This is a genomic window from Winogradskyella helgolandensis (assembly GCF_013404085.1).
GTDB classification, from domain to species: Bacteria; Bacteroidota; Bacteroidia; order Flavobacteriales; family Flavobacteriaceae; genus Winogradskyella; species Winogradskyella helgolandensis.
The window spans coordinates 3,841,961-3,857,820 of sequence record NZ_JABFHO010000001.1 but is presented as its reverse complement, the minus strand read 5'-3'; the positions used below and the strand labels follow the sequence as shown (position 1 = coordinate 3,857,820).

General features: G+C 32.3%; 17 protein-coding genes and 1 riboswitch. Of the genes, 7 read left to right on the top strand and 10 right to left on the bottom strand.

Annotated elements, in window-relative coordinates; translation table 11 throughout:
- Positions 1 to 8: 8 nt before the first annotated feature.
- Positions 9 to 359, top strand: a complete 351-nt coding sequence (locus HM992_RS16385; protein WP_178984023.1) for a T9SS type A sorting domain-containing protein — start codon at positions 9 to 11, stop codon at positions 357 to 359.
- A gap of 50 nt (positions 360 to 409) precedes the next feature.
- Here the strand turns inward: HM992_RS16385 and HM992_RS16380 are convergent, their stop codons facing one another.
- The 7 genes from HM992_RS16380 to HM992_RS16350 all read right to left on the bottom strand — a co-directional run bounded on the left by HM992_RS16380 (position 410) and on the right by HM992_RS16350 (position 6,863).
- The gene (locus HM992_RS16380; RefSeq protein WP_179320425.1) at positions 410 to 949 is read right to left on the bottom strand and encodes an acyl-CoA thioesterase; all 540 of its coding nucleotides are present in this window, start codon (positions 947 to 949) and stop codon (positions 410 to 412) included.
- Entirely contained in the window at positions 942 to 1,658 is a 717-nt protein-coding gene (locus tag HM992_RS16375) for a DUF3307 domain-containing protein (protein WP_179320424.1), read from the bottom strand. The genes HM992_RS16380 and HM992_RS16375 overlap by 8 nt, the downstream gene beginning before the upstream one ends.
- Positions 1,655 to 2,266: an HMG-box domain-containing protein gene (locus tag HM992_RS16370; RefSeq protein WP_179320423.1), complete on the bottom strand. Its 612-nt coding sequence runs from the start codon at positions 2,264 to 2,266 to the stop codon at positions 1,655 to 1,657. The genes HM992_RS16375 and HM992_RS16370 overlap by 4 nt, the downstream gene beginning before the upstream one ends.
- A gap of 109 nt (positions 2,267 to 2,375) precedes the next feature.
- On the bottom strand, positions 2,376 to 3,761 hold the full coding sequence (gene rmuC, locus HM992_RS16365; RefSeq protein WP_179320422.1) for a DNA recombination protein RmuC: 1,386 nt from the start codon (positions 3,759 to 3,761) through the stop codon (positions 2,376 to 2,378).
- Between the two features lie 89 nt (positions 3,762 to 3,850).
- Complete coding sequence (locus HM992_RS16360) at positions 3,851 to 4,645, bottom strand: ABC transporter ATP-binding protein (RefSeq protein WP_179320421.1); 795 nt, start codon at positions 4,643 to 4,645, stop codon at positions 3,851 to 3,853.
- Position 4,646: 1 nt separating this feature from the next.
- Positions 4,647 to 5,669: a FecCD family ABC transporter permease gene (locus tag HM992_RS16355; protein ID WP_178984029.1), complete on the bottom strand. Its 1,023-nt coding sequence runs from the start codon at positions 5,667 to 5,669 to the stop codon at positions 4,647 to 4,649.
- 51 nt (positions 5,670 to 5,720) lie between these two features.
- Positions 5,721 to 6,863 carry an ABC transporter substrate-binding protein gene (locus HM992_RS16350; protein WP_179320420.1) on the bottom strand — a complete coding sequence of 381 codons (1,143 nt, stop codon included), beginning with the start codon at positions 6,861 to 6,863 and terminating at the stop codon, positions 5,721 to 5,723.
- A gap of 200 nt (positions 6,864 to 7,063) precedes the next feature.
- Positions 7,064 to 7,296, top strand: a riboswitch (cobalamin riboswitch).
- Between the two features lie 29 nt (positions 7,297 to 7,325).
- Here HM992_RS16350 and HM992_RS16345 point away from each other — a divergent pair.
- Positions 7,326 to 9,176, top strand: coding sequence for a TonB-dependent receptor plug domain-containing protein (locus tag HM992_RS16345; RefSeq protein ID WP_179320419.1), 1,851 nt, complete (start codon positions 7,326 to 7,328; stop codon positions 9,174 to 9,176).
- A gap of 10 nt (positions 9,177 to 9,186) precedes the next feature.
- The gene (locus HM992_RS16340; RefSeq protein ID WP_179320418.1) at positions 9,187 to 10,233 is read left to right on the top strand and encodes a YncE family protein; all 1,047 of its coding nucleotides are present in this window, start codon (positions 9,187 to 9,189) and stop codon (positions 10,231 to 10,233) included.
- A gap of 90 nt (positions 10,234 to 10,323) precedes the next feature.
- On the opposite strand, the gene HM992_RS16335 is transcribed toward HM992_RS16340, so the two are convergent.
- Entirely contained in the window at positions 10,324 to 11,841 is a 1,518-nt protein-coding gene (locus tag HM992_RS16335; protein WP_178984033.1) for a S41 family peptidase, read from the bottom strand.
- A 164-nt stretch (positions 11,842 to 12,005) separates the two neighbouring features.
- On the opposite strand from HM992_RS16335, the gene HM992_RS16330 reads away from it, so the two are divergent.
- Genes HM992_RS16330 through HM992_RS16315 form a run of 4 tightly spaced genes read left to right on the top strand, consistent with a single transcriptional unit; the run spans position 12,006 to position 14,154 of the window.
- Positions 12,006 to 12,515: an RNA polymerase sigma factor gene (locus tag HM992_RS16330; protein ID WP_179320417.1), complete on the top strand. Its 510-nt coding sequence runs from the start codon at positions 12,006 to 12,008 to the stop codon at positions 12,513 to 12,515.
- The gene (locus HM992_RS16325; protein ID WP_179320416.1) at positions 12,502 to 12,987 is read left to right on the top strand and encodes a hypothetical protein; all 486 of its coding nucleotides are present in this window, start codon (positions 12,502 to 12,504) and stop codon (positions 12,985 to 12,987) included. The genes HM992_RS16330 and HM992_RS16325 overlap by 14 nt, the downstream gene beginning before the upstream one ends.
- A gap of 11 nt (positions 12,988 to 12,998) precedes the next feature.
- The gene (locus HM992_RS16320) at positions 12,999 to 13,568 is read left to right on the top strand and encodes a DUF4252 domain-containing protein (RefSeq protein ID WP_178984036.1); all 570 of its coding nucleotides are present in this window, start codon (positions 12,999 to 13,001) and stop codon (positions 13,566 to 13,568) included.
- A gap of 40 nt (positions 13,569 to 13,608) precedes the next feature.
- Positions 13,609 to 14,154: a DUF4252 domain-containing protein gene (locus tag HM992_RS16315; RefSeq protein WP_179320415.1), complete on the top strand. Its 546-nt coding sequence runs from the start codon at positions 13,609 to 13,611 to the stop codon at positions 14,152 to 14,154.
- Between the two features lie 41 nt (positions 14,155 to 14,195).
- Here the strand turns inward: HM992_RS16315 and HM992_RS16310 are convergent, their stop codons facing one another.
- Together HM992_RS16310 and purB are read right to left on the bottom strand one after the other, a co-directional pair.
- Positions 14,196 to 14,441, bottom strand: a complete 246-nt coding sequence (locus HM992_RS16310; protein WP_179320414.1) for a hypothetical protein — start codon at positions 14,439 to 14,441, stop codon at positions 14,196 to 14,198.
- Entirely contained in the window at positions 14,442 to 15,785 is a 1,344-nt protein-coding gene (purB, locus tag HM992_RS16305) for an adenylosuccinate lyase (RefSeq protein WP_179320413.1), read from the bottom strand. It abuts the gene before it with no gap.
- Between the last annotated feature and the right edge of the window lie 75 nt (positions 15,786 to 15,860).

Here is a 15,860-nt window from a genome sequence, read left to right as displayed (position 1 = left end):
CTACTTGTATGAGACTAAAATTACTTTTTTTACTATTTTTTATAACAGCAAATTCATTTGCTCAGGTATCTTCAACTCAAATTGATAATAACCGAACGAGCCTAAATTCAATTGAAATTCAAGATAGTGAATTTACAATTGCGCCTAATCCTGCTAAAAATAAACTTAATATTAAGTTGCACAATACAAATGAAGATTTAAAATTAGAAGTCTTTGATGTATTAGGAAAACGAATTTATAATGGTGTAATTACAAAATTAGTATCAACAATAGACGTTTCTAATTGGAAAAGTGGAGTGTATTTGGTTAGAATAACTGATGATACAGAAACACACACTAAACGTTTTATTAAACAGTAAAATAATTTTAATGTATAATAGAAGCTAATTCAGTAATGAATTAGCTTTTTTTATTTAAAATCTATTTGGACTTTGTAGTCTTTCAATTTGTCTAAATGTTGTTCTACGTTTTTATAAAGATGCTCTAAATCGGTACTTCGTTTCGTATCACTTTCTTGTCTAATAATAGATTTAAGAAACCGCTTTGCAGCTAATTTATTAGTTAAAATTAAACCAGGAACAGGAACGGTCTTTCCATCTTCATCAACGGCCACCATTATAAAATAAGATGAATTACAATGTTTGATTTCACCTGTTCTAATGTTTTCAGATTCTACTCTTATACCAACAACCATAGATGAACGTCCCACGTAATTAACAGAAGCTTTCATGGTTACTAATTCCCCAACTTCAATAGGGTTTAAGAAGTTAACTTTATTAACAGAGGCAGTTACGCAATAACTGCGAGAGTGTTTAGAAGCGCAAGCAAAAGCGATGTTATCCATTAAGCTTAAAATGTAACCTCCATGGATTTTTCCACCAAAATTGGCGTGTGATGGTTTCATTAACTCAGAAATCTGAATTCTAGAATCTTCAGTTGTTTTAAACATAATGTATAAGATTTAAGTATAGCAAACTAGTTAGTATGGCAATGCCAAAACTGATTAATGTGCCTATTAAAATGTATTCGGTTAGTTTTCGTTCTTTAGATGCCGTCAAATCACCAAATCTAAAAACGGATTTAGCAGTTATTAGAAAACCTACGGCTTCCCAATGTCCTGTTACAATAAAGATAAATACCAAAAGTCGCTCTAAAATGCCAATGTAGTTTCCTGCATCTTTTAAAGACTCATTATCTTTTGTGAGTTTTGAAATATTCCATTTAGAAAAAATAATTTTCATTACTATGGAGGTCGGTTTGGTTAAAAATGACACACAAATTATTAATGCTAAAAGGTTAGCATCTAAGGTTAAGGTGGTGTCAAAATGATCTGAATATAGAATATATGTTAATCCAACAATTGAAATAATATGCAACAATTGATCTATAAAAAAGAAGAGACGTTTTGTTTTCTTACGGTGTAACGTGAGTTTTAAACCATCTATTATAAGGTGTAACAAACTAATACCTAATATGAGTGGAGTATAAGATACATCCCAGACAATTATAAACATTAAGGATAAATGAACAGCAACATGCACATATAGCCAAACCGATTTTAGCTTCTTTTTCTCTTTGTCTTTAACCCAATATTCAGGTTGCAAAAAGAAGTCACCAATAAGATGTGCTAATATGAGTTTTAATAGTAATAGAGTCATAATCCTGCTATTTTTTCTCTGTATAAGGTATCTAAATCTAAAATTTCGTCTAAATAAGCACGTTTTTGGCGTTTGCTTACGGCGTCTTGACTGATTCCAATGATTTTAGCTAATTCGGCTTGTATCATATTTGGGTGCTCTAAACTTAATTTTACAATTTCGGCAGAGTTAACCGTCCAATTATCCATGGCTATAAGTGCTAGCCTAAAATAAAGATTTATTTCCTTATTAATTGTAGCATTACTTGTTTTTAATTTTAGATTTTGTTTGTCTTTTTTAAGCGTTTCAAAAGTTTCACCCGAAAAAATAAAAGCTTCTCCGTTTGATTCGCTAACAGAATCTCCGTGATAATTCTTTGTGCCTATACCAATTGACATACGCACATCTAAGCCTTTTACAGATTTCAAAAATGCTTTGATATAAACTGCAGTTCTAAAGCTATCTTCAATAGCATGAGATTCTAGTTGAAAACTATCACCTCTATAAATATCATAGAATGAAGCATTATCTGATACTTTTGATAATGCGGATTTTAATGGCTTAAGCCATAAATCTTCGCTGTGTGCTTTTCTAGATTTAATTATATCGCCTGTGATAACGCTGGTCATAATAGTTATTCCCTTTATTTCACAAATATATGCCTTTAAAATGGCATAATCTAATTTATTCCTTTAAAAAGGAATATTTGTAATTATGCCTTAAAATAGGCATAATGTATTAGTCGTCTTCATGAGCACGTTTTATAATACTTTCAGGAAGTGATTTCTTGGCTTTCGCACCCATTTTTTTAATCTTTTCTACACGCGAAATAAGATTTCCTTTACCATCTACCAACTTATTCATAGCAGACGAATAATCACTTTTAGCCGCATCAATTTTTTTGCCAACACCAGTTAAATCGGTAACTAAACCTTCAAATTTATCGTATAAAGCACCAGCTTGTTTTGCAATTTCTATGGCGTTTTGTTGCTGTTTTTCGTTATTCCACATGGAATCTATAGTACGCAAAGTTGCCAAAAGAGTAGAAGGGGTAACAATCACAATATTCTGCTCAAAAGCTTTATTGTAAAGTGAATTGTCTTCGTTTATAGCGACAGCAAAAGCAGGCTCAATAGGAATAAACATCAATACAAAATCTGGTGATTCAATATCGTATAAATCTTGATAGTTCTTAGCAGATAACTGATCTACGTGCTTTTTTATGGAATTAACATGTGCTTTTAAAAATAAAGCTTGTTGGTCATCTTCAGCGTTTACAAATTGTTCGTAAGCCGTTAATGACACTTTAGAATCGATAATCATTTTTTTAGAATCTGGAAGGTGCAATACCACATCTGGCATCACACGAGAACCATCTTCGCGTTGAAAGTTTTGTTGTACAAAATATTCTCTATCTTTTTCTAAACCAGACTTTTCTAAAACACGCTCTAAGACTAATTCGCCCCAGTTTCCTTGTGTTTTACTATCACCTTTTAAAGCTCTAGTAAGGTTGGTAGCTTCTTTTGCCATAATTTGGTTAAGGTCTTTAAGGCCTAATAGCTGTTCCTTCAACGCCGAATGCATACTGATACTTTCCTTTTGGGTATCATCTACTTTTTTCTCAAAGAGTTGTATTTTTTCTTGTAAAGGGTTTAAGATGTTTTTGATATTCTCTTTATTCTGAAGTGTGAATTTTTCAGATTTTTCATCTAATATTTTAGAAGCCATTAATTCAAAATCCTTACGCAGTTGTTCTTGTTGTAAGACTAATTCTTCGTCACGTTTTAAGTTTGCTTTTTCAAGATTTTCATATTCAGAATTACGTCTAGACAATTCTGTATTTAAGAAGTCTTTCTCTCGTCTAATGGTTTCACGTTCAATTTCAATTTTAGAAATGGTCTCTTTTAAATCCGTTAATTGCTGATTAAAATACTGATCTTGTTTTTGGTTTTCGGTTTCTGAATGGATTTTGAATTCATTGAATTGCTGTTGCAAATTAGCATTACGCTCTTCGAGTGTACTTTTGTCACTTTTACTTTTTAATTGCGAAAATTTAACGCCTATAAAAGCACCAATACCTGCGGAAATAATAATTGTAATGAGTAAAATAAGTGTGTCGTTCATGTTGAAAATGGAAATTTCTCAAAGATAATTTATAAAAAGGAAATTGGAGTTGAAAATGAAAATGAAATCGAATTGTCGAAATAGCAAATCTACTTAGTCACTCTAAAGCTTCCTGTTTTATCATCAAAAACAATCAAATCTTTTGGAAAAAGGGATTCAAAAACACCTTCTGAAATTAATTTACAAGGTTGATTACAAACCACGTCATTAGGGCGCATTACAATCATGGTATCACATAATTGAATGGCTAAATCAATTTCATGAGAAGAAAATAAAATGGTTTTACCTGTTTCTTTCGTAAGTTTTTGAAGCAGTTTTAAGATATACGCTTTATGATACATATCGAGATGTGATGTAGGCTCGTCTAAAACAATGACGTCTGTATCTTGCGCTAAAGCACGTGCTATCATTACTTTTTGTAGTTGGCCATCACTAAGCTCATAACATCTTTTGTCTTTCAATTCTGAAAGATTTACAAGTGCTAATGCGTCGTTAACAATTGTAGTATCGGCTTCTGTGAGGTTGCCTATCCAGTTGGTATAAGGATGACGACCTAAAGATACTAACTCGAAAACTGATAAATTTTTAGACGTCAAAGGCTCTGTCAACACAATACTTAATTGCTTGGCAAGTTCTAAAATGGAAGTCGACTTAAGGTCTTTATCATTTAGTGTTATAGAACCTGCTAATTCCGGTTGTACTTTAATGAGGGTTCGTAGTAATGTCGATTTTCCAATACCATTAGCACCAACTAAGCCAATGAGCTGGCCTTTTTGCAATTCAAAATTAATATTTGAAGCAATAACCGTTTCAGCTTTTTTGGTTTTGTAGCCAATTGAAAGTTGGTTGGCTTTAAGAACGATGTGTGTGGTTTCCGTTTTCATTTTAAAACATCATTTTTCGTTGCCGCACTAATAACCAAATTACAACTGGAGCCCCAACCAAAGCGGTTATCGCATTAATTGGTAGGGTATAATCGCTATTTGGAACTTGTGCAATAGTATCGCATATGAGCATCACAATCGCACCAACTAAAAATACAGCTGGCAATAATATTTTATGATTTGTTGTTTTAAAAACCTGACGTGTTAAATGCGGAATTGCTAAACCGATAAACGCAATTGGTCCTGCAAAAGCAGTAATGGTTCCTGCGATTAAACTGGTGGCGAGAATGATGATTAATCGACTTTGTTTCAAGTTTAAACCTAGACTTTTAGCGTAGTTATCACCAAGTAATAAACTATTTAATCCTTTTATGGATGCCACACTTAATAGAATTCCAATGGCATATATTCCGAAGAAAATTAGCAATTCTTCCCAAGATAAATTGCTTAAGCTACCAAAGCCCCAAAATATGTATTGTTGTAATTGTTCTGCTGAACTAAAATAAGACAACACGCTTACTACTGCAGCGGTAATGCTTCCAAACATTAAACCAATGATAAGAATGGCCATGGTATCTCTAACTTTGTTAGAAACTGCTAAAACAGCCAATAAAACCAGAAAACTTCCCAAACTCGCCGCAATAACAATACTCCATTTTGTAGCTAGAGCAGTTGCAAATAAACCACCAAAAAGACCTGAGCCTAAAATAACTAAAGCCACACCCAAACTTGCACCAGAACTAATTCCTAAAACAAAAGGACCTGCGAGTGGATTTCTAAACAAGGTTTGCATCAATAATCCTGAAATTCCTAATCCTGAACCCACCATAATTGCTGTGATGGCTTTTGGTAATCTTACTTTATTTATAATAATGTCATAGGTGTTGTTCTGAGTAGTTCCGAATAAACTTTCAAAAACTTCAGAAAACGGAATACTTACAGAACCTAAACTAATATTAAGTATAAAACATAATAACAGAATTGCTATTAAGATAATAAATGAATATGTATGATTGGTTTTCATGCGCTTAATAAGACCTTTTAGGTTTTTAAAACCTGACAGGTTTCTAAATAATCACTTTAATTCTTTAAAAAAATAAGGCTCATAATCGCCTAACAATTCAGGATGTGCAATTTTTATTATGTCCTTTAAAACCAAATCTGGTCTTGCGGTTCCTAATTCATAATATAAAACTCCACCAGTTGCACCTGTTGTATTGGCAAACGTATAGATGTTTTTATTTTTAAAGGCTTCAAAATTAGTATAAAGTGAATTAGCTTCTTCTAATTGTTGTAAACTGCCATAGTACGAAGGACTCAACCATAATTCAGTGTCTTGAGCTTTTTCTAAAACCACTTCAAAACTTAATGCTAAACTACCATTTCCTGTAGTGTCACTCCAAAGATAATTTAGGTTGGCATCTTTTAGAAATTGGGCTTCTGAGCTAGAACCATTAGGTAAATACCAGACCTCTTTATGCATAGCTCCACTTAAAACGGTGGGAACACGCTTTGCATTTTTTGCAATTGATTTCGCTGCTAAATAATCATTTTCAATTTGATTAAATATAGAATCTGCTTCTTTTTCTTTATTAAAAAGTACTCCAAATAATTTAATCCATTCAGCTTTTGCTAATGCAGATGATTCTACCCAATCTCCATTATATATTACAGGAATATCAGCTTTTTTTATGATTTCAAAAGTTTTATTAACACCATCAACACCAAAACCTATAACCACATCAGGATTTAATTCTAGTAAAACTTCAGTGTTAATACCTTCGTTCTTTCCGAGTTCTCTTACTTTTTCGTCATCAATTCGTTGACGTGTTTTTTCAGATGATACATAATTTGTTCCTGGAAACCCGATTAAGGTTTCTTCAACATTCAAAAGTTCTAAAGAAGGTATATGTGTTGTAGACGTCACAACTATAGTTTCAAGTGGATTTATAATTATTCCGTCAAATTCATTTGTTTTAAATGTAGTTTTTGCCATGTTTTCCTTTGAGATAATAACATAGCGGTAAGTTTTTTCAGCCTTTGGCCAAGGTTTTGTAATGGATAATACTTTATAGTTTTCATAATAATCTACTGAGAATCCTTCAGCATATTTTAATTCTAGTTTTTCACTTTCAATTATTGAAATAGTTTCTTGTTTAGGTTCATTTTTACAAGAACTCACAATTAATAGAAGTAGTAATATGCTATAAAATTTCATCTGTAACCTTTGTAACGTTTGTTTAATTTCTTCTTGATAAATTTGATAAAAAATAGATCATGAGAGGCGATTCAAATTTAACATTATATATCGTTGCAGGAATAATCATTGCACATTTTTTAATTGGCTTTATATATCTTCTGTATAAAATGAATAAAAAAAAGTGATAAAAATCAGGTATCAGCTATAATTAAAAGTCTATTTTTGCCGCGAAATTAGGTTCTAATTGTTAACCGATTAGATTAAAAGGGAATCTGGTGAGATATCATTATCAAGTCCAGAACTGTTCCCGCAACTGTAAGTTTTATGCTCAACTAGATTGGGCATCTCATTTTTGAGAGTTATAACATTCTTCAAAACCACTGGCTTTATTGCTGGGAAGGTGATGTTATAAAAAACAAGTCAGGAGACCTGCCCAATTCAAACAAAATTTTAAAGCTTTCGGGATAAAAGTGATTAAGTATGATACGGATTTTACTCGTTTTCTTAATAGTCTTTTTTAGTAGCCATATTATGGCTCAAGTTGCTTTGGATTCTATTCAACGCTTAGATGAAGTGGTGTTGAGTGACGTTAAGCTAACCCGTTATGCAAAAGGGTATAAAGTAACTGTGCTTAATGATTCTTTACTCAATAATAATAGAGTTTCATTTACGGATTTACTACGCTTTAACACCAATATTTATTTTAAAGAAAATGGATATGGCATGGTGTCGTCGCCATCGTTTAGAGGGACTAATGCTTCGCAAACCGCTGTAATTTGGAATGGAATTTCTATTAATTCTCAGCTCACAGGTCAAACTGATTTTAATACCATAAATACCACTAATTTTAATAGTATTGCTATTCGTTCTGGTGGTGGCTCAGTGCAATATGGAAGTGGAGCCATTGGTGGGAGTATTCACCTGAATAATACTTTGAGCTTTAAACAGCATTTTGATAATACGGCTACATTGTCTTATGGCAGTTATGAGACTAAAAATATAAGTTATCTATCTTCTTATAGTAACGAGAAGTTTTCTGTAAATGTAGGATTAGATTATATAGATTCTGAGAATGATTATAAGTATCTAAATACAGATCAATCTAATGAAAATGGTGCTTTTCAGAATGGGAGTATAAACGCAAATTTAGGTTATGTGTTGTCTAATAAGGATGTCTTAAAGCTCTATCATCAAACGTTTATAGGTGAACGTGAATTTTCAGGAACGGTTTCGTCTCCTTCTTTAGCAAAATACGAGGATCAAAATTTTAGAACCATGTTAGAATGGTCGCGTTTTGGAACTAAAAGCTATTCAAAATTAAAAGTAGCGCATCTACAAGAGCATTTTAAATATTTTGGGAATCAAAATTCGGACAATTTTACCTTCGGAAAAGTCAATACTTACCTTATTAATTATACTGCAGATATTGATCTGTTGAAGGATTTAAAATTAAAACCCATCGTATCGTATAATTATTACGAGGGCAGCGGAAGTAGTTTTAATAATCCTAACCGAAAAGAATTTTCAACGACAGCCTTATTACTTTATAACCCGAATGAGAAATGGCATTATGGCTTAAATTTAAGGCAAGATGTAACTTCAGGTTTTAATAGTCCTTTGTTATTTTCTTTTGATGTGGCTTATGAAGTTTCAAATTCTTATAAGCTAAAGCTTAATGGTTCTAAAAACTACCGTGTTCCAACATTTAATGATTTGTACTGGCAACCTGGAGGTAATCTAGATTTAGTACCAGAAACGTCTTATCAAATTGATTTAGGACAAGAAATCACCTATAAAAGTGTAAGCTTTAACTTGAATGCTTTTTATATAAAGACATCCGACCTTATTCAATGGAAACCTAATACTACAGGGTTTTGGAGTCCTGAAAATATTGCTAAAACTCAAAATTATGGAGTAGAAGCCAGTTTAGATGTTTCTAAGAAAATTAAAGCGCATCAATTTTCATTACAAGGTAATTATGCGTATACCGTTTCTGAGGATTTAGAAACCAATGCCCAACTTATATATGTGCCTTACCATAAAGCAAATATCAATTTGGCTTATGCTTATAAACGTATGTCATTATTTTTTCAACATTTATTTACAGGTGAAGTATATACAACTCCAGAAAACTTATCTGGCATATTTTACAGTGTAGAAGCGTATCAACTTACCAATTTTGGATTGAATTATCAACTTTTTAAAACGAATTCACAGCAAATAGATATAAGCTTAAAAGTGAATAATCTATTTAATACCGTATACGAGAACGTGGCATTTAGACCAATGCCAGATCGTAATTTTAATTTTCAAATTCAATATAAATTTTAAATCAAGTACAATGAAAAAAATTATCCTATCAATGTTTGCAATGTCATTATTAATCGTGTCCTGTTCTAGCGATGATGATGCAACACCATCAGAGCCTTTAGGTGCCTATGAAGACGGAATTATAGTTAGTGGTGAAGGTGGACCTTCTTCTATTACCTTTATTTCTGAAGATTTAATGACATCAGAAAACCAAATTTATTTTAACGTTAATAATGAAGCTACAGGTGTGTACTTACAATCTTTAGGCTTTAATGATGATAAGGCATATATTGTAGTAGATGCTGGTACAATTACGGTTGTTAATCGTTATACGTTTGAAAAATTAGGGACTATTTCTACAGGGTTAACTGCGCCAAGATATATTGCTTTTGCAAATGGTAAAGGTTATGTTACAAATTGGGGAGATCCTTATGATGAAGCTGATGATTTTGTAGCTGTGGTAGACTTAACTGCCAATACAGTCATTAGTACGATACCTGTTGGAAATGGGCCTGAGCAAATTTTAGCGGAAGATAATGTTGTATATGTGTCTCATAAAGGAGCTTTTAGTACAAATAATATTGTCTCAGTAATAAATACGTCTTCAGATGTTTTAACAACTACAATTACTGTAAATGATAATCCAGATGAAATGCTTGTGGATGACAATGGTGATTTAGTCGTTTTAAGTAGTGGTAAACCAGCATGGACAGGTGATGAAACTAAAGCTGCCATTACAAAAATAGATATGGATACAAATACGGTATCTACAACATTAGAGTTTTCAGATGGAGAACATCCTGAATTGATGATGTATTTAAATGGAAATCTGTATTATAACTTAGGAAGTGCAGTTTTAAGTATAACAGATGATGCTACTGCTGTAACGTCAACACCTCTTTTTACAACAGCAGCGACGACTTTGTATGGAATGGCAGCAAAAGATGATCGTTTATATTTTGTAGATGCAGTTGATTATACTAGTGCAGGACAATTATTTATCTATGATGACACGAGCTATTCGTTAATCAATAGCTTTAATGCTCCTGTAGTTGCTTCAAAAATATATTTTAATTAAATTTAAACATGACTTTGAATAACTAAGTCTGTTTCATTTTTGAATCAAAAAAAAGCCGCTTTTACCATGTGTAGAAGCGGCTTTTCAATGTTATTGATTTATAATATTAAATTTTAGTGGTCGATCATCTATCATATCAAATCGAAATGGATTTTTAAAATTCTGATCACCAATTTGCTTTACAGTTTCATAGGGCTGTTGTGTTTCTATTGCAGAACGACTTAAGCCTGTGATGTCAGCAATGGCTTCAGCTAATAAACGTTCTTCAATATCACCAAGTACACCAAGGTTTTCATAGTATTCCGATAATTGGAAAGAAGGATCTGGACTCAATCCGTTATAAAATTCGGAATAACCATCAGCATTTTGGGCTTCATAGATCAAAGGCTGCATAGCATACGTATGATTAGGGTTCACATTTTCTTTAGATAAATTAGCAGAATCATAGATTGTTCTCGAAGCTTGAGATTTACCTCTTGTCGTTGCTCCAACTTGCACAACATCAATATAAGGAGTTAAACCATTAATAACAAGTTCGCTAGCAGAAGCGCTACTTCTTGTTGTTAGGATATAGACTTTATTTAAATTTAAACTAGTAATTGATTGTTGATAGGTGATGTCACCATTAGTGTTACGTTTGGTCATTTGTGTAACAAAAGGATTTATTAAGGCATCCGGATTGCTTTGTTCAAATTCAGTGAGTATATCTGTATTCCATTTTTCTTTAAAGAACACCTCTCCAGTATATTGCCCAGTTATCATAGACGCTAACCATATAGCAGTATCAACGCTGCCTCCACCATTATAACGTAAGTCTAAAACCAAATCAGATATACCTTCAGATTGAAATTCTGCAAATACATTATTTAATTCATCAAGGTTGTCATCACCGATTCTAAATCCGTTATACATTAAATAACCTATAGCGCTACCATCAACATTAAGAACGTTATGAGTTAAAATTGGGTTCTCGGTATATGCCGATTTTGTAAGTGTTATCGTTTCATTATTAGATGTAATACTATCATCCGTTAGTGTTACCGTTGTGCCATTATTATCGTAATCAGCCAAACCAATAGTATATGTAGTAGGACTTAATAAAGCGCTGAAGTTAGTCTCAGTTATTAATGCACCATCAATAGTATTAAAAATCATACCTCGAGTGACACCTTTAGCCTCTGCATCTGTATTAGGCATTACATAGCGGACATAACCAAAAATATCTTCTGTGGCATTTGGCAATTTAACTAAACCATAAGCCATACCGTTATTAAAAGTGGTGCCTTGCAATAATTGCTCTAATTCGAAATAATTAGGGACAATAACACTAAATTCATCAATGTTATCTGGTAAATAAAGTAAGGATTCAAATAGGTCTTCGGGTGAAGCATACTCATTGAGGTAATTTGTGTAATCGTCGTTAGAAGTAAATCGATCATTCATTAAATCTGTGATTTCATCCTTATAGGCATAAACCGCATTCATTCCTTTCCACACGAAGTCATTAATTTCTACAGTTGAAATAGGATTGTCATCCATATCTTCAAAACAACTTGTTACTGCCATCATGGCAAAACAAGAGAGTAATAAAACCTTAAAATTTTTCATAGTTATTTTTCTTTAATAAGTAGCAATTTTTCTTTTCTTACTGTAAAACTCTAAATTTACTTACAATATTGTAAAAAAAAGAAATCTTTGTAACAAAACATAAAGTGTATCGTCGTAATAATGAAGGCAAGTAAAATTGACTTCACCAATCAATCAAAACAATAATGAAGCAAGCAGATTTTGTAAGCTTAGTAATGCCATTTAAGGATAAAGTATTTCGTTTAGCGAAACGATTACTGGTTTCTCGTGAAGAAGCAGAAGATGCCACGCAAGAAATACTTTTAAAATTATGGAAGAATAACAACAAGATTGGTGACTATAAAAATGTGGAAGCATTTTCAATGACCATGACAAAGAATTTTTGCTTAGACCGTTTAAAATCGAAACAAGCACAGAATTTAAAAATTGTTCATAGTAATTACACAGATAACAATGCGTCGTTACAACATCAGGTTGAAGCAAAAGATAGTGTGGATTGGGTGTCTAAGATTATGGAAGACTTACCAGAACAACAAAAAATAATAGTGCAATTAAGAGATATTGAAGAATATGATTATGAAGATATCGCTAAAATGTTAGACATGAATGAAACTGCGATTCGCGTAAATTTATCTAGAGCACGAAAAACAATAAGAGAAAAATTAACTAATACACATCAATATGGTATTAAATAATATAGAGACATTACTAGAAAAGTATAACAATGCAGAAACATCTGTACAAGAGGAAGCGCAACTAAAGGCGTACTTCAACGGAGATCATGTGGCGCCAGAATTTGAGCATTATAAGCCCATGTTTATATACTTTTCTAAATCAAAACAAGAACAGTATACCAAAGACGTTTCATTAAACACTAAGAAAACAAAATTGTATCAATGGATTTCTGTCGCAGCTGTTGCCGTTCTAATGCTTGGTTTAGTTGTGCCAAGTTTTATGGGTCCTACGGAAGAAGAAAAACAAGAAGCCCTTATGGTGTATAACCAAACGATGGAAGCTTTTAGTTTAATCTCTCTAGGGATGAATGAAGGAAAAACACAATTATCAAGTTTAGCTTTAGTAGGAGAGAACATCAACGAAGGTGCTCAGCAAGCCAGTAAGCTAGGTGAATTTAATACAATGACAAACAAAATTTTAAAAAACAATTAAAACAAAAAATTATGAAGAAATTAATTATAATCACAGCCCTTTTATTGACACCAATATTGACATTTGCTCAAGGTGTATTCGATAAATTTGAAGATAATGCAGAAGTCACTTCTTTTGTTATCAATCAGAAGATGTTTAGAATGTTATCTAGTATAGATATGGATATGGATGATCCTGAAGATCAAAAACTTTTAGAGATGGTTAAGAAAATAACTGGTCTTAAAGTATTTACCACTGGTGATGAAAAAGTGTCTTCTGATATGAAATCTACAGTAGATTCTTATTTAAAATCCACTAAGCTTGAAGAGTTAATGCGTTTTAAAGATGGTGAGCAAAGCGTTAAGTTTTACGTAAAAGAAGGTAACGACGAAAACCACGTAAAAGAATTATTGATGTATATGACTGGATTAAAAGCTATAACAGAAGGTACAGATATTGAAATTAATGGTAAAAAACGTGTGTTTGAAACAGTCGTGTTGTCTTTAACAGGTGATATAGATTTAAGACAAATCTCTAAAATAACCAGTAAAATGGATATTCCAGGTGGTGAGCAGTTAAAGAAAGCAGGAGATAAGAACTAATATTAACTAAAAAGAATACTCACTTTTGTGGGCCATAAATATGATACAATCAATCAAAAAATCAATAGTAATGTTGCTTTTGGTTACAGCTTTTACAAGTTGTAATCAGGAGCCTACGTTGCAAACCTACTATGTAGAAAATGAATTAAAACCAGGTTTTGCGTCGTTTGATTTGCCAACAAGTTTTGTCAATGTTGAGAATGTTGACATGACCGAAGAACAGAAAGAAGCTTATAATTCTGTAGATAAGTTGAATGTTTTAACATTTATGAAAGCGGATACAGATGCTGACGACTATAAATTAGAATTAGAAAAAGTAAATACCATTCTAAAAGACTCTAGTTACGAAGAGCTAATGCGTGGAGGTAATCCAACAGATGGAAAATTTGTAGTGAAATTTTTAGGAGATATAGACAATATTGATGAACTCATCATCTTTGGAAATGCTAAAAACAAAGGCTTTCTAATTGCTAGAATTCTAGGTGATGATATGAATGCTAATAAATTAATGTCATTAACGTCGTTATTAGAAAAGGCAGATTTTGATGAAAACCAACTTAAAGGTTTAACCAACTTTTTTAAATAATCTGACATATACTAAGTATACTTGGTATTCGTATTTAAATGTTAATTAGAATCGTTTTGAAGTGCTTCTTCAGGGCGATTTTTTTCTGTGTCCGTGTCATTTTTTATAGCATAGATACAGGCTAAAATAAATAAAGTACCAAAACTGAAAAATAATAAAGCTTTTATAATCAGATAATCTAGCACATCAAATAAGCCAGACAAAAATAGACCGAGTACTATCATAGTCACAGCTAACAAGGCTATAGTATCTTTAGATATAGAATATGATTTTACAAATGATATCATTTAAATTCCAGTATAGTTACTTGGTGTAATCGCTTTTAATTCCGATTTAATAGTATCAGAAACCTCTAAGGTATCAATAAAATTAGAAATAGACGTTTGTGTAATCGCTTCATTAGTTCTTGTAAGCCCTTTTAATGCTTCATAAGGGTTCGGATAACTCTCACGTCTTAATATCGTTTGAATAGCTTCAGCAACTACGGCCCAATTGTTTTCTAAATCTTGAGCAAATTTTGGTTCGTTCAATAATAATTTACCCAAACCTTTCACGGTAGATTTAAACGCAATAAGTGTATGTCCAAAAGGCACACCAACATTTCTTAAAACGGTACTGTCGGTTAAATCACGTTGTAATCTAGAAAGAGGTAATTTTGCAGAAAGGTGTTCAAAAATGGCATTCGCTATTCCTAAATTCCCTTCACTATTTTCAAAATCAATAGGATTTACTTTATGTGGCATTGCAGAACTTCCTACTTCACCAGCTTTAATCTTTTGTTTAAAATAATCCATTGATACGTATGTCCAGATGTCTCTGTCTAAATCAATAATTATAGTGTTAATACGTTTTAAGCCATCAAACAAAGCCGCAACATGATCGTAATGCTCTATTTGTGTTGTTGGAAACGAGTGATGTAAGCCCAATTTTTCTTGAACAAATTTAGTTCCAAATGCTTTCCAATCGATAGTAGGATAAGCGACTTTATGAGCGTTGAAATTTCCTGTTGCACCACCAAATTTAGCAGCACTTGGTACATCATTTAATAAATTGAATTGCTCTTTTAATCGTACAGCAAAAACTTCAATTTCTTTTCCTAAACGTGTAGGCGAAGCAGGTTGACCATGCGTTCTTGCTAGCATTGGGATATGAGCCCAATCTGAAGCGAGATTTTCTATCTTTTCTAAAAGTAAAAGGTATTCAGGAACATAAACATCGTTCATCGCATCCTTAATACTTAAAGGAATTGCTGTATTATTGATGTCTTGAGACGTTAATCCAAAATGAATAAATTCTTTATATGCTGATAGTTCTAAGCCATCAAATTTATCTTTTATAAAATATTCAACGGCTTTTACATCGTGATTAGTAACTTTTTCAATCTCTTTAATGGCAGACGCATCAACAGCAGTAAAATTTTTATAAATCCCTCTTAAATCTTCAAAAACAGAACTAGAAACAGGTTCTAACTGCGGCAATGGTAATTCACATAGTGCAATAAAATATTCGACCTCTACTAAAACACGATATTTAATCAGTGCTTCTTCTGAGAAATAATTGCCTAAAGCTTCAACTTTAGATCGGTATCTACCATCGATTGGTGAAATTGCATTAAGAGGTGAAAGTGCCATTTATGTTAGTTTTTTAGAAGTGGTAAATATAGGAAGTAAGTTTGAAGTTTAAAGCACGAAGCAAGAAGTTTTTAG